Source organism: Pseudomonas sp. 1 R 17, assembly GCF_900067035.1.
In the GTDB taxonomy this organism is placed as follows: domain Bacteria; phylum Pseudomonadota; class Gammaproteobacteria; order Pseudomonadales; family Pseudomonadaceae; genus Aquipseudomonas; species Aquipseudomonas marginalis.
Genome location: NZ_FKLB01000070.1, coordinates 1 through 15,524 on the forward strand (window position 1 = coordinate 1; position 15,524 = coordinate 15,524).

Here is a 15,524-nt window from a genome sequence, read left to right on the forward strand (position 1 = left end):
CCGAGGTAATCCACCACGCCATCCGGGCGGCCACGGGTCAGGTCGCCGCTGCGATACACGCGACTGCCCGGCTTGCCGAACGGGTCCGGCACGAAGCGTTCGGCGGTCAGCGCCGGACGTTCCAGGTATCCACGGGCCACGCCCTCGCCGCCCAGGTACAGCTCACCGGCGACGCCGATGGGTTGCAGGTTGAGTTGCGCGTCCAGCACGTAGCCGCTGCGGTTGCCCAATAGCGTACCAATCGGTGCATACACGGCGCCGCAGGGGTCGCCCTTGCGCGCTTTCCACAGCAACGGCGTGACCACGGTTTCGGTCGGGCCGTAGCCGTTGAACAGGTAGGTCGGCTTGAGCGCGCGCCAGGCCAGGTCGTAGCTGGCTTGCGCCACCGCATCGCCGCCAAAGCAGTACACACGCACTTTCGGTGGATTACCGTCGCGCTCGGCATGCTCGGCCAGTTGTTGCAGGTACACCGGCGGGAACACCGCCATGGTCACGTTGTGACGGTGCATCTGCGCGTAGGTGTACTCGGGCAACCACAGGCTGTCGTCACGGACCAGCACGCTGGCGCCGTTGATCAGCGGGTGCATCCAGCCTTCGTGGGAGCCGTCGAAGGCGAACGACATGAAGTGCAGTTCGCAATCGGCCGGCGATGTTTCATAACGCTCGCCGGTGGCGATGATGTGCGCCACCAACGGCCCATGGGACACCGCCACGCCCTTGGGCAGGCCGGTGGAGCCGGAGGTGTAGATCACGTAGGCAAGGTTGTCGCCGTGCAGTTTTACCTCCGGCGCGGTGTCGCTGTAGTCGGCCCACGCCTCGGTGCGATCGATGGCCAGGCTGTCCAGGCCCTCGGGAATCGGCAGTTGCGGCAACGCACTGGTGTGGGTCAGCAGCAACTTCGCACGGCTGTCCTGCATCATGTACAGCAGGCGATCACGCGGGTACTCGATATCCAGCGGCACATACACACCGCCGGCTTTCATCACCGCGAGGAACGCCACCAGGCTCTCGGCACTGCGCGGCATGGCAATTGCCACGCGCACTTCGGGGCCGATGCCACGGGCGATCAGGGCATGGGCCAGGCGGTTGGCCTGGCGGTCCAGCTCGCCATAACTCAGGGTTTGCGCATCGAACTTGACCGCCACCGCAGCGTGGTTTTCGGCGGCGCGGTCGGCAACCATTTCGTGTACCAGACGCTCGGCCGAGAAGCCGGCGTCAGTCTGGTTCCACAGCTGCAGGATGTGTCGTTGCTCATCCTGGCCCAGCAGGTTGAGTTGGCTGATGGATTGCTGTTGGTCGGCAACCATCGCCTGCAACAGGTTTTGCCAGTGGCCGGCCATGCGCTCAATAGTGGCTGGGGCAAACAGATCGGTGGCGTAGCTCAGGGAGGCACGCAGGGTCGCCTGGCTTTCCTCCACGTCCAGTGCCAGGTCGAACTGGGCCACGCCTTCATCCCAGCTCAGCACCTCGACGTCCAGTTCGGTGAGGCGCTGCAGGTGATTGGCTGCCGAGGTCACGCGATGGTTGAACATCACCTGGAACAGTGGGCTCAGGCTCATGCTGCGCTCGGGCTGCAGCGCTTCGACCAACTGCTCGAACGGCAGGTCCTGGTGGGCCTGGGCTTCGAGGGAACGTTGGCGTACCTGTTGCAGCAGTTGCACAACGCTCATCTGCCCGTGGATATCGGCCTTGAGCACCTGGGTATTGACGAAGAAACCGATCAGCCCCTCGGTTTCCAGGCGATTGCGGTTGGCAATCGGCACCCCGACACGCACGTCTTCCTGGCCGCTGTAGCGGTGCAGCAACGCCTGGTAGGACGCCAGCAGCACCATCGGCAACGTCACTCCGGCGCTCTGCGCCAGGCGACGCAAACCGGCCAGCAGCTGCGGTTGCAACTCGATGCCCAGGCGAGCGCCGCGATGGCTTTGCACGGCCGGGCGCAGGTAGTCGAAAGGCAATTCCAGCACAGGCTGCACACCGCCCAACTGCTCACGCCAGTAGGCCAGTTGACGGGCCTTCTCTCCCGCCTCCATCCATTGGCGCTGCCACACGGCATAGTCGGCGTACTGGATCGGCAAGGCCGGCAGGGCTGGCGTCTGCCCGTGGCTGAAGGCGGCGTACAGTTGCACCAGCTCCTCGACCATCAGTTGCATCGACCAGCCATCGGAGACGATATGGTGCTGCACCAGCACCAGCACATGTTCGTCCTCGGCCAGGCGCAGCAACCGGGCCCGCAGCAACGGCCCGCGCAGCAGGTCGAATGGCTGCGCAACGACGTCAGCCACCCGTGCCTTGAGGCTGGCTTCATCGGTGTCGACCAAATCGATTTCAATCAGGCCCGAGTCTTCAATCACTTGGACCGTACCGGCGGCGTCCTGGCGCAAATGGGTGCGCAGGCTTTCATGGCGTGCCAGCAAGGTGTCGAAGCTGCGTTGCAGCGCCGCCAGGTCCAACGGGCCTGTCAAACGCAGGGCGCTGGGGATGTGGTACGCGGCGCTTTCGGGGTCGAGTTGCCAGAGGAACCATTGGCGTTCCTGGGCATACGACAGCAGCAACGGCTGGCTGCGATCGGCCTTGAGCAGCGCCGGCGCGACCACGCCCTCCTCACCCAGGGCCACCACGAAGTCACCCAGCAATGGGTGTTCGAACAGGGTCTTGAGCGCCACTTCCAGCGCCAGTGCCTGGCGCACCCGCGATACCACCCGCGTAGCCAGCAGCGAATGCCCGCCCAGCTCGAAGAAATGGTCGTCAAGGCCGACCTGGGGCACGCCCAGCACCTCGGCCCAGATCGCCGCGACCTGTTGTTCGCGCGGGGTGACGGCGGCCACATGGCTTTTCAGCAACAGGCGGGTATCGACCTTGGGCAAGGCCTTACGGTCGAGCTTGCCGTTGGGGGTCAAGGGCAGGCTGTCGAGGAACATCACGTGCGCCGGCACCATGTAGTCCGGCAGGCGCTCACGCAAGGCCGCTGTGTAGGCTTGCGCCGGCTGTGCCGCAGACGTCACCAGGTAGGCGATCAAGCGGTCGTTGTCGGCCAGCACCACGGCTTCGCGAACGCCTTCATGCTCGCGCAGGCAGGCTTCGATTTCGCCCAGTTCGATACGGAAACCGCGCACCTTGACCTGATGGTCGACCCGGCCGATGTACTCCACCACGCCGTCGGCACGGTAGCGTGCCAGGTCGCCGGTGCGGTACAGGCGCTCGCCCGGCGCGCCGTACGGGTTGGGCACGAAACGCTCGGCGGTGAGGGCTGGCCGCGCGTGGTAGCCGCGTGCCAGGCCGACGCCGCCGATCAGCAGTTCACCGGCCGCACCCACCGGGCATGGACTGAGCCCGGCATTGAGGATGAACAACGCGGTGTTGGCGATCGGGCGCCCGACCAAAGGTTGCGCCTCCAGCAGGCGATGGGCCGCCGACCAAATGGTGGTTTCGGTGGGACCATAGAGGTTCCATACCGGGCCTTGCAGGTCGAGCATGCGCTGGGCCAGATCGGCCGGCAGCGCTTCGCCGCCGCACAGGCACTTGATACCGCGCAGCACATCGGCACGTGGGCTTTCCAGCAGCATACGCCAGGTGGACGGCGTGGCTTGCAGTACGCTGGCGGATTGGGCGGTGACCAGGTCGATTATCGCCTCCGGGTCCAGCGCCAGTTCCTGACCGCTCAGCAGCACCGTGGCGCCGACTGTCAGCGGCACGTACAGCTCCAGGGCAAAGATGTCGAACGAGAACGTCGTCAGCGACAGCACCCGCGCCTGCGCGCCGATGTCCAGGGTGCCGGCCATGCCGCAGGTAAAGCTGCACAGCGCCTGGTGCGGCACCATCACGCCCTTGGGCTTGCCGGTGGAGCCGGAGGTGTAGATCACATAGGCCAGGTGTTGCGGCGTGACGCTGACCTGCGGGTTGTGTTCGTCACCGCCGGCGTCCTCGACCAAAAGCACCTGCAGGCCTTGCGGTTGCACCAGGCGCCCAATCAGCGGCGACTGAGTCAGCAGCACCTGGGCGCGGCTGTCTTCGAGCATGAAGGCCAGGCGCTCCGCCGGGAATTGCGGGTCCAGCGGCACATAGGCGCCACCGGCCTTGAGGGTCGCAAGCAGGCCGACCACCATGTGCAGGGAACGCTCCACATGCACCGCCACCCGCACGTCCGGGCCAACGCCCGCCGCGATCAGGCGATGGGCCAGGCGGTTGGCGCGGCGGTTGAGTTCGCTGTAGCTCACGGCCTCGCCATTAAATTGCAGCGCGATGGCGTGCGGCTGTGTCAGGGCTTGTGCTTCGAACAACTGGTGGACACAGCGCTCGCGTGGGTAGTCGACGGTCGTGTGGTTCCAGTCTTCGACCATCTGCTGCCATTGCGATGGGCTGAGCATCGCCAGTTCGTCCAGGGCCTGGGAGGCATCGTTGACCACTGCGCGCAGCAGGTTCTGCCAGTGCACGGCCAGGCGCTCCAGGGTGGCGGCGTCGAACAGGTCGGTGGCGTAGGTCAGGGATGCCCAAAGGCCGTCGACGGACTCCTCGGTTTCCAGGTTGAGGTCGAACTGGGTCGTGTGACCGGTCCAATCCACCGGCTGCAGAGCCAGGCCAGGCAGTTGCACCGGGCCGGCGCGCAGGTTGTCCTGGTGATTGAACATCACCTGGAACAACGGGTTATGGCTGAGACTGCGTTCCGGTTGCAGCGCTTCTACCAGTTGTTCGAACGGCAAGTCCTGATGGGCCTGGGCTTCCAGGGCACGTTGCTTGACCTGGGCCAGTAACTGGTCAAAGGCCATCTGCCCGTGCAGGTCGGCCTTGAGCACCTGGGTGTTGACGAAGAAGCCAACCAGACGCTCGGTTTCCAGGCGATTGCGGTTGGCGATCGGCACCCCGACGCGGATCTCGGCCTGGCCGCTGTAGCGGTGCAGCAACGTCTGGAACGACGCCAGCAGGAGCATGAACAAAGTCACGTCCTGGCGCTGGGCGAGTGCCTTGAGCTCGGCCACCAGGGCGTTATCCAGGTGTACACGCCGACGCGCACCGCGCTGGCTTTGCACCGCCGGGCGCGGGTGGTCCAGGGGCAGTTCCAGCACCGCGTGTTCGGTGCCCAGGCGCGCACGCCAGTAATCGAGTTGGCGTTGTTTCTCCCCGGCCGCCATCCAATCGCGCTGCCATACGGCATAGTCGGCGTACTGGATCGGTAAGGCCGGCAACGGCGCCTGGCCTTGATACAGCGCCAGCAGTTCGTCGACCATCACTTGCATCGACCAGCCGTCGGAGATGATGTGGTGCTGGGTGATCACCAGCACATGGTGCGCGGCCGTGATCTCCAGCAGCATGACGCGCATCAGCGGACCGTTGAGCAGGTCGAACGGGCGTTGGATCTCTTGCGCGACCGCCTGCTCGATGGCCGAGTCTTGCACCTGCTGGCGTTGGATCACCATCGCCAGGTTGGGCTGGATGACCTGCCAGGTGTGCTCAGCCTCTTCCACGAAGGTGGTACGCAGCGGTTCATGACGCTGCACCAAGGCCTGGAACGCGTGCTCCAGTGCCGGGATATCCAGCTCACCGCGCAGGTGCAATGCGGTCGGTACGTGGTAGGCGGCACTGCAGGGATCCAGTTGCCAAAGGAACCATTGGCGTTCCTGGGCGAAGGACAGTGCCAACGGACGGTCGCGCCCCAGCGCCACCATCGGGCTGGCAGTGCCGGCCTGCACCCCTGCGCAGGCCGCCGCGAACGCTTCCAGCGTCGGCTGCTCGAACAACGCTCGCAACGGCACGTCCAGCTTGAGGTCGTGACGCACGCGGGAGATCACCTGAGTGGCCAGCAACGAATGGCCACCGCGTTCGAAGAAATGGTCATCGAGCCCCACCTGCTCGACGTGCAACACCGTTTGCCAGATCGCCGCCAATTGCATGTGCAGCGGGCTTTGCGGCGCGCGGTAGACGTGTCGCGCCTGGCTCAGGTCCGGCAGCGGCAGTGCGCGGCGGTCAAGCTTGCCGTTGTTGTTCAACGGCAGGGCATCGAGCACCAGCCAATGCCCCGGCACCATGTAATCCGGCAAGGACTGGCGCAAGACCGCCGCCAGCGCCTGGGTATCCAGTGGTTGGCCGTGGGCCGCGACCACGTACGCGACCAACTGCGTACCGGTGGCACTCGGCTGCGCAACGACGGCAGCTTCGCGCACCCACGGCAGGGCTTGCAGGCTGGCCTCGATTTCGCCCATTTCGATACGGAACCCGCGGATCTTCACCTGATGGTCGATACGCCCCACGTACTCCAAGGCGCCCGCCTCGTTGTAACGGGCCAGGTCGCCACTGCGGTAGAGTCGCGCACCGGGAACCGTCGAAAACGGATCCGGCAGGAAGCGCTCGGCGGTCAACGCCGGGCGGTCGAAGTAACGCTGGGCCAGGCCGAACTCGGCACCGATGCACAGCTCGCCAACGCCATCGGTGGCCAACAGCTCGAAACCGCTGTCGAGTACATACAGCGAGCGACCATCGCTCGCCCGGCCAATCGGCACACCGAACGCATCACTGGCATCCGCCAGTTGGCACTCATGCACGCTGGACACCACGGTGGCCTCGGTCGGCCCGTAGGTGTTGACCAGGCGCACGCCGCCCAGGCCGGCCGCGTGCCAGGCGCGCAGCCCTTCCACCGACATGGCCTCGCCGCCCACATGCACCTGGCGCAGGTTACCCAGGGCGCGACCATCGGCCGCGCACTCCTTGGCCAACAGGTACCAGTAGGCCGCCGGCAAGTCCGCCAGGGTCACGCCCTGCTCGACGATTTCCCGTGCCAGTTGCCCGGCATCCCACAGTTCATCGCCACGCATGATCAGCGCGGCGCCCACACACAGCGGCGGGTAGCACTGTTCGACAAAGCCGTCGAAACTGAAGGTCGCGAACTGCAGCACGCGGTCCTCTGCACACAGTTGGCTGTAGACCTCGGCGCTGTCGCAGAATTGGCCGAGGGCCGCATGGTCGATGGCCACGCCCTTGGGTTGGCCGGTGGAGCCCGAGGTGTAGATTACGTACGCCAGATCGGCAGCGGCAGCGTGGGTGAGTGGGTTGCTGGCAGGGTAGCCGGCCAGCTCGGTACCGGAGACGGTGAAGTCCAGACGGGCCAGCCCTTGCGGCAGCGGCAGGTCGGCCAGCAACCCGGCTTCGCTGAGCAACAGGTCCAGGCGGCTGTCCGCCAGCATGTAGGCCAGGCGGTCGGCGGGATAGTTCGGGTCCAGGGGCACATAGGCCGCGCCGCTTTTGAGCACGGCCAGCAGGCTGACGATCAGTTGCGGGCCGCGCCGCGACGCCAGGCCCACGCGCTGGCCCGGGCCCGCGCCCAGTTCCAGCAGGCGATGGGAGAGCCGGTTGGCATGGGCATTGAGCTGGGCATAGCTCAAGCGCGCTTCGCCAGCCTGTACCGCCAGCGCGTCCGGTGTGGCAGCAGCCTGGGCCGCAATGCGTTCGTGCACGCGCAGCTGGCGTTGGGCAGCGCCCGGCGACTGGCTCAGTGCAAGCACGTCGCGTTGTGCGGTGGAGTCAAGCAATTGCAGGTTGCCAAGAGGCGCCTGGGCATCCGCGAGCAACTGCACCAGCAGGTGGTGCAGGTTGGCGCTCAAGCGTGCGACCTGTTCAGCGCTGAACCGCGCCCGGTCATAACTGAACTCCAGGCGCAGGCTGGCCCCCAACTCAATGCCCAAGGTCAAAGGGTAATGGGTGCGTTCATGGTTGTGAATATGGCCAAACGCCAGGCCTGCGGGTGCGCCCTGCTTCAGGGCCTCGGCCACAGGGAAGTTTTCGAACACCAGCAAAGTGTCGAACAATGCGCCCTGCTGACCGGCCCAGCCTTGTATGTCGTACAGCGGCACATGCTCGTGGTCACGCAGGCTGAGATTCAGGGTTTGCAACTCGTTGAGCCATTGGGCGGCCGGTTGGGCTGGCGAAGGCGTACTGACGATAGGCAGCGTGTTGATGAATAGGCCCAGTTGCTGCTCGATCCCCGGCAGCGGTGCCGAACGCCCGGCGACGGTCGCGCCAAAGGCCACGCAATCCTGACCGGTGTAGCGCTGCAGCAACAGGCTCCACGCTCCTTGCAGCACGGTATTGAGAGTGATTTTCTGGCGACGGGCGAACTCGCCGAGGGCCTGTGTGAACTCGCCCTCAAGGATCAATTGATGCTCAGCCGTGCCCAGGCCATCGACCGGCGCGCGCAGCGCTTGCGCGAGCAAGGTGGGTGTTTGCAACGGCGCCAGGGCGGCTTTCCAGAACGTCTCACCCGACGCTTGCTGTTGCAGCCAGCCCAGGTAATCGCGGAACTGCCCCAGCGGCGCGGGCAAGGCCTGGCCGGCATAGTGGGCGATGACTTCACCCAGCAACTGGGCGTTACTCCAACCGTCCATGAGGATGTGGTGACTGGTGAAGATCAGATGCCAGGCGTTACCGGCGCCCCGCACCAGCATCAGGCGAAACAGCGGCGCGGCATTAAGCGCGAAGCCCTTCTCGCGTTCAGCCTCGGCAAGCGCATCGAAGTCGGCATCGATGTCTTCGATCACGTGCAACTGCACGTCGACCTGACGCTGGATGACTTGATGGGCACTGTCCAGGCCCAGCCAGTGGAAGCTGCTGCGCAGAATGTCATGGCGGTCCAGTGCCGCCTGCCAGGCGCGGCCGAACGCCAGCAGGTCGAGGCCGTCGATATCCACGCGCAACTGGTTGATGTACGCCTGGGCTTCTGGCGCGTAGAGGGTATGGAACAACATGCCCTGCTGCATCGGCGACAGCGGATAAAGGTCGGCAATCGCCGGCCCCGCCACGGGCAACGCGTCCAGTTGCTGTTGGGTCAAGCGCGCCAGTGGGAAGTCCGAAGGGGTAACCTGCCCTGCCGGGGTGGCTCGGCAATGCTCGATCAAGGCCTTGAGCTCTGCCGCGTAGTCATCCGCCAACTGCTGCACCGTCGACGCCTCGAACATCTCGCGGCTGAACCCCCATTGCAGCGCCAGCTCACCGCCGTACACCTGCCCTTCCACGGTCAACCAGTTGGCCAGCGGTGCCTCGGCATCCTGGGCCTGGCCGCTGCCCTGGGTAGACGGTACAAACAACACGGATTCGTTGAACTGGCGGTCGAACTGGCCCAGGTAGTTGAAGGTAATGCGTGGCGCGGCCAGGTTCGCCAGGGCTTCGCGGGCCGCAGGCGGGCCGAGGTAGCGCAGCAGACCGTAGCCGATGCCTTTGGCGGGCACGGCACGCAGTTGCTCCTTGACCGCCTTGATCGCAGCCGACAGCTCGCCGCAGGCTTGCAGGCGTACCGGGAACAGGCTGGTGAACCAGCCCACGGTGCGGGTCAGGTCGACACCGTCGAACAGGTCTTCGCGGCCATGGCCTTCCAGCTGGATCAGTGCGGCGTTCTGGCCGCTCCAACGGCTGACCACCCGCGCCAGGGCCGTCAGCAGCAGGTCATTGACCTGGGTGCGGTAGGCCGCTGGCGCGTCCTGGAGCAGTTGACGGGTGTGCTCGGCGTCAAGGCGGATTTCGAGCTTGCTGCCCAAGCGGTTTTGCAGACCGCCCTGGGGGTTGTCGCACGGCAAGTCCGCGTCGGCCGACTGCGCCTGCCAGTACGGCAGTTGGTCGTCCAGCGCGCGGGCATGGGCTTGCAACTGTTCGGCCCACAGCTGGTAGGCGCTGGTCTTGGTCGGCAACGCTGCCTGGCGGTAAGCCTGTTGCAGGTCTTCCAGGACGATGCGCCAGGAGACGCCATCGACCGCCAGGTGATGGATCACCAGCAGAAGGCGCTGGCTGCCATCGGCCATGCTCACTAACGCGGCACGCAACAGCGGGCCTTGCGTCAGGTCGAGGCTACGCTGGGCCTCATCGCACAGCGCCGCCAGTTCATCGTCGCTGCCGGCGTGGGTCTGCCACAGGCCCGGCGCGGTGACCGGCGCGGCGTAGGCTTGCTGCCAGGTGTCGGCCTGTTGCACAAAGCGCAGGCGCAAGGCGTCGTGATGGTTGATCACCTGGGTCAGGGCGGCTTCCAGGCGTGCCGGTTCCAAGCGCTCGCGCGGGGTCAACAACAACGATTGGTTCCAGTGGTGACGCGCGGGGATCGCCTGGGCGAAAAAGCCTTGCTGCACCGGGGTCAGGATCACCTCGCCGCTGGCAGGGCCTTGGTCGATCACGGTGGAGTGCTCGAAGCCGGCCACCAACGCCAGGCTGCGCACGCTCTGGTACTGGAACAGGTCGCGCGGGCTGAGGCGAATCCCCGCCTGGCGCGCGCGGCTGACCACCTGGATGGAGATGATCGAATCGCCGCCCAGTTCGAAAAAGTTGTCGTCCAGGCCCACCTGCTCGACGCCGAGCACATCGCTCCAGATCGCCGCCAGGGCTTTTTGCAGGTCGTCTTGCGGCGCGATATAGGCCTGTTGCGGCGTTGCATCCGGTAACGGCAGGGCCTTGCGGTCGAGCTTGCCGTTGGCGGTCACCGGCAGCTTGGCCAGGGGCACCATATGGGTCGGCACCATGTATTCCGGCAGGCTACCGAGCAGCCAGGCCTTGAGGTCGGTGGGCGCCTCGCCCTCCAGCACCAGGTAGGCCACCAGTTGTTTGCCGCCGTGCACCAGCACCACCGCCTCACGCACCGCTGGGTGTTGCATCAGGCGTGTCTCGATTTCACCCAATTCGATGCGCAAGCCGCGCAGCTTGACCTGGTGGTCGAGACGGCCAAGGTAGTCGATCACACCGTCATCACGCTGGCGCACCCGGTCGCCAGTACGGTACAGGCGCGCGCCGTCACCGAAGGGGCTGGGCACAAAACGTTCGGCGGTCAGTGCCGGACGGCGGTGGTAGCTGCGCGCCAGGCCGGTGCCGCCGAGGTACAACTCGCCGGCCACGCCGGCAGGCACCGGGTTGAGCTGCGCGTCGAGCACGTAGGTGCCGAGGTTGGCGATCGGGCGGCCGATGGGCACGGCGTCACGGCCTTCGTCGATGCAGGTCCAGTGGGTCACATCGATGGCCGCTTCCGTCGGGCCATAGAGGTTGAACAAACCAGCCTGGGGCAGCTTGGCGAACACCTGCAGTTGCGCGTCCAGGGGCAAGGCTTCGCCGCTGCACACAATACGCTTGAGGCTGGCGCAGCGCGGCACGCCCGGCTCATGGATAAACGCCTGGAGCATGGACGGCACGAAGTGCAAGGTGGTGATCCCGTGCTCGCCGATGGTCTCGATCAGGCGCGCCGGCTCGCGGTGTTCCCCAGGGGCGGCGACCACCAGGCGGGCGCCGGTCATCAACGGCCAGAAGAACTCCCACACCGACACATCAAAGCTGAACGGGGTTTTCTGCAGCACCGCGTCACTGGCATCCAGGCCGTAGGCCTGCTGCATCCAGCACAGGCGGTTGACCAGTGCGCGATGGCTGTTGCCGGCGCCCTTGGGCTTGCCGGTGGAACCGGAGGTGTAGATCACATAGGCCAGGTTCAGCGCGTGGATGTCGACGGCGGGCGCTGCGACGCTGTAAGCGTCGAGCCAGCCGGGCGCCTGGTCGAGGCGCATCACCCGAATGCCTTCGACAGGCAGCAGTGGCAGCAGGCTGTGCTGGCTGAGCAGCAGCTGGATGCCGCTGTCTTCGATCATGTAGGCCAGGCGTTCCTGGGGATATTCGGGATCGAGGGGGACGTAGGCGCCGCCGGCCTTGAGCACAGCCAGCAGGCCGATGACCATCTCGATGGAACGCTCAACGCAGATACCCACCAGCGCATCAGGACCGACCCCGTGGTCGCGCAAGGCATGGGCCAGTTGGTTGGCACGGGCGTCGAGTTGCGCATAGGTCAGCATGGTCGCGCCGAACACCAGCGCCGGCGCATCCGGGGTGCGCTGTACCTGGTCTTCGATCAGGTGATGAATGCCCCGCTCGCTCGGATACGTTTGCGCGGTCTGGTTCCAGGCGTGCACCAGCCTCTGTTGCTCATCGACGGCCAGCATCGGCAACTCGCCGATGCGCTGTTCGCCATCGGCCACCATGGCCTGCAACAGGCTGATCCAGTGGCGCGCCATCCGCGCGATGGATGGCGCGTCGAACAGGTCATTGGCGTAGGTCAGCGCGGCGTGCAAGGTGCCGGATTTTTCATAGGTGTCGAGGGTCAGGTCGAACTGGGTGGTGCGGCCTTGCCACTCCACCAGGGCCAGCTCCAGGCCGGAGGCGGTGCTGACCGAGGCGATGTCGGCCACCACCGGCTGATGGTTGTACATCACCTGGAACAGCGGCGTATGGCTCAGGCTGCGCTCGACCTTCAGGGCTTCCACCAGGCGCTCGAAGGGCAATTCCTGGTGCGCCTGGGCGCCAAGGGCGTGCTCCTTGATACCTTGCAGCAACTCGGCGACGCGGGTTTGCCCGCTCAGCTCAGTACGCAGGACTTGCGTGTTGACGAAGAAGCCGATCAACCCCTCGACTTCCGTACGGTTGCGGTTGGCGATCGGCACGCCGACGCGGATATCGCCCTGGCCGGTGTAGCGATGCAGCAACACATTGAACGCGCCGAGCAGCAGCATGAACAGGGTGACGTTGTGCTGTTGCGCGCAGGTGCGCAACTGCGCGGCCAGCGCCGGGTCAATCGCGAAGTTGTGGCGGGTGCCCTGATAGCTGGGCATGGCTGGGCGCGGGTGGTCCGTTGGCAGTTCCAGCACCGGATGCTCATCACCCAGCCGCGCCTGCCAGTATTCCAATTGACGGGCCTGTTCCCCCGCTTCCAGCCAGCGGCGCTGCCACAAGGCGTAGTCGCTGTACTGGATCGGCAGCGCCGGCAATGGCGGCGCTTCGTTGCGCTCGTGGGCGTCATAGAAACGAATGAACTCGTCGATCAACACGTTCATCGACCAGCCATCGGAGACGATATGGTGCAGGGTCAGCAGCAGCACGTGCTCCTGGGCATCGAGCCTGAGCAGTTGCACACGCAGCAGCGGGCCGTGTTCCAGGTCGAACGGCAGCAGCGATTGGCGGGTGGCCGCATCGTTGACGGCGTGTTCGCGTTCGGCCGCGGCCAACGCCGTCAGGTCCAGTTGCTCAATGGCCAAAGACGGCTGTACGGCCACCTGCATCAGGCGCTCATCGGCCTGGCGCTGGAACACCGTACGCAGGGTTTCGTGCCGGGCCACCAGACTGGCGAACGCCTGCTCCATGGCGCCAAGGTTCAGCGCACCCTTGAGGCGCACGGCGCCCGGCAGGTTGTAGGCGCCGCTGTTCGGGTCCAGTTGCCAGAGAAACCACATGCGCTGTTGCGCGTAGGACAGCGCCTGGCGATCCTCTGCCTCCACGCCGGCCGGAATCGGAAACCGCGAAAAATCCACCCCTTCTTTCTGCAATGCCTGCAGGAACAGCTGGCGTTTTTCCAGGGGCAACCCGATAAACCGGCGAGCAAGTTTCAAGGAGTCTTCAGCATTCATTTGTTGGAGTCCGGAGCAATAGGCAGGAAGCACAAAGGCACGTCGTCCCTATAAAACGAACCGGAGAGGGAAAAATTAGCGGGGGATGGGAGGCGCAGAGCGAGCTGTCATCAAGGGTTACATCAATCCCGGGAACGACACACGAACCCCAGCTAGCATTGACGGACACCATCTTTTGCAACTACATTTAGTTACACGCAGGGAACGCCGTGTCCAAAAATGAAAAGCTGCTCGCCAAACTGCTCAACGAGCACATGGCATTTACCTGGCCCGAGCTCGTCACGCTGCTGCGTCGTCTTGGCTACACACAGATTGAGGGGGCTGGAAGCCGCGTCAAGTTCGACATTGGCGATCCGAGTGCAATGATCACCTTGCACAAGCCCCATCCCGGCAACGAACTGAAACACTACATTCGGCGCCAGATCATCGAACAATTGAAATCAGGAGAACTGATTCAGTGAATAACCAACTGAAACACAATGGCTACGTCGGCTCTATCGAAGCCAGCCTCGAAGACAACTGCCTGTTCGGCAAGATCCTGTTCATCAAGGCACTGGTGAGCTACGAAGGCAAAACCGTCGCCGAACTGGACGCTGCATTTCGCGAAGCGGTGGACGACTACCTCACTACCTGCCAGGCCCTTGGGCAAACACCGGAGAAGCCGTGCAAAGGCTCTTTTAACGTGCGGGTCGGCCACGATCTTCATCTTGCCGCCGCCCTTGAAGCGACACGTAAAAAGGTGACCCTGAACGACCTGACGCGCCAGGCGCTGAACGAATTCCTGCAACATCACCGAGCGGACCCCTGCCCCGTGATTGGCTGACGTTTCATTGCCAGGATGACGCTCAACCCAACCGCCGATAGCCCAACACCGCTGACCCCATCACCACCGCCCCCGCCGCCAACGCCACCCAGAACCCGCTGGCGGCGCCAAAATGGTCGATCATCCAGCCGGAGCTGGCGGCACCGATGGCCACGCCGATGCTCAGGCCGGTGATCAGCCAGGTCATGCCCTCGGTCAGGCGGCTCGCGGGCACGCTCTTTTCCACGAGGGCCATGGAAACGATCAGGGTGGGGGCGAAGAACAGTCCGGAAATGAAGATGGCCACCGCCAGACCCGGAATGTTGCTGACCATCAGCAACGGCAAGGTGGTCAGCGCCGTGGCCGCGCCGCAGAACAGGAACTGCCGGGGCAGCGGCGCCTTGAGTTTTAGGGTGCCAAAGGCCAACCCCGCCAGGCACGAGCCGATGGCGTACACCGAAAGCACGATGCTTGCCGCCGCCGGTTGGCCCTGGTGCTGGGCAAAGGCCACGCTGACCACATCCACCACACCCACGATCACCCCCATGGCCAGCAGCAGGATCATCAGGATCAGCACCGACGGTGACGCGATCAGCCAGCCCTGATGGTGAGCGTGGTGCTCATGCACCGGGGGTTCGGTCGCGCGTTGCAGCACAAACGTGGTAACCCCAACCGCCAGCAGCAACGCGGCCACCAGAGGCCCGGCTTCGGGAAACAGCACCACGCTCAAGCCCACCGAAATCGGTGGGCCGATGATGAAGCACACCTCATCCAGCACCGATTCCAGGGCAAAGGCGGTTTGCAGCCTGGGCTGGCCGCGGTACAGCTCGGTCCAGCGCGCCCGCACCATGGCCGACATATTCGGCATGCATCCCGCCAGGGCAGCAAACAGGAACAGCGTCCAGGTCGGTGCCTGCAACCGCGTGCACAGCAACAGCATCAACAGCGCCCCGCCGCCGATCAAGGCAGCAACCGGCAGCACCCGGCCTTGGCTGTACCGGTCCACCAACCGTGACACCTGCGGCGCGCAAAACGCAGTGGCCAGGGCGAACACCGCCGCCACCGAACCGGCCAGGCCATAACCGCCGTGCACCAGGGAAAGCATGGTGATCAAGCCAATACCTGCCATGGACACCGGCATGCGTGCCAGCATGCCGGCCAATACGAAGGCCCGCGAGCCGGGAACCTGGAACAACTCGGCGTAAGGGTTTGCCATCCTGCTCAACCTCTTCCTGATGCCCTGGAACTTGCTATCCGCAGTGATCAAGGCAAAATACATACGGTGCGTATGTGGCGAATCATGCGTAACATACGCAGCGTAT

General features: G+C 64.9%; 4 protein-coding genes. 2 read left to right on the plus strand and 2 right to left on the minus strand.

The features are described from left to right. The coding region (locus tag BFP99_RS31350) for a non-ribosomal peptide synthase/polyketide synthase (protein WP_065949026.1) at positions 1-13,400 on the minus strand (13,400 nt) is incomplete at its 3' end. A gap of 209 nt (positions 13,401-13,609) precedes the next feature. Here BFP99_RS31350 and BFP99_RS31355 point away from each other — a divergent pair. Both BFP99_RS31355 and BFP99_RS31360 read left to right on the plus strand, forming a co-directional pair. Then, positions 13,610-13,861: a type II toxin-antitoxin system HicA family toxin gene (locus BFP99_RS31355; protein ID WP_038846635.1), complete on the plus strand. Its 252-nt coding sequence runs from the start codon at positions 13,610-13,612 to the stop codon at positions 13,859-13,861. Further along, positions 13,858-14,223, plus strand: a complete 366-nt coding sequence (locus tag BFP99_RS31360; RefSeq protein ID WP_065949027.1) for a type II toxin-antitoxin system HicB family antitoxin — start codon at positions 13,858-13,860, stop codon at positions 14,221-14,223. The genes BFP99_RS31355 and BFP99_RS31360 overlap by 4 nt, the downstream gene beginning before the upstream one ends. 22 nt (positions 14,224-14,245) lie before the next feature. Here the strand turns inward: BFP99_RS31360 and BFP99_RS31365 are convergent, their stop codons facing one another. After that, complete coding sequence (locus BFP99_RS31365; RefSeq protein ID WP_065949028.1) at positions 14,246-15,418, minus strand: MFS transporter; 1,173 nt, start codon at positions 15,416-15,418, stop codon at positions 14,246-14,248. Positions 15,419-15,524: the final 106 nt, after the last annotated feature.

Coding starts and splice junctions, on each gene's coding strand:
- BFP99_RS31365 (WP_065949028.1), bottom strand. CDS start 15,418: ATGGCAAACCCTTACGCCGAGTTGTTCCAGGTTCCCGGCTCGCGGGCC.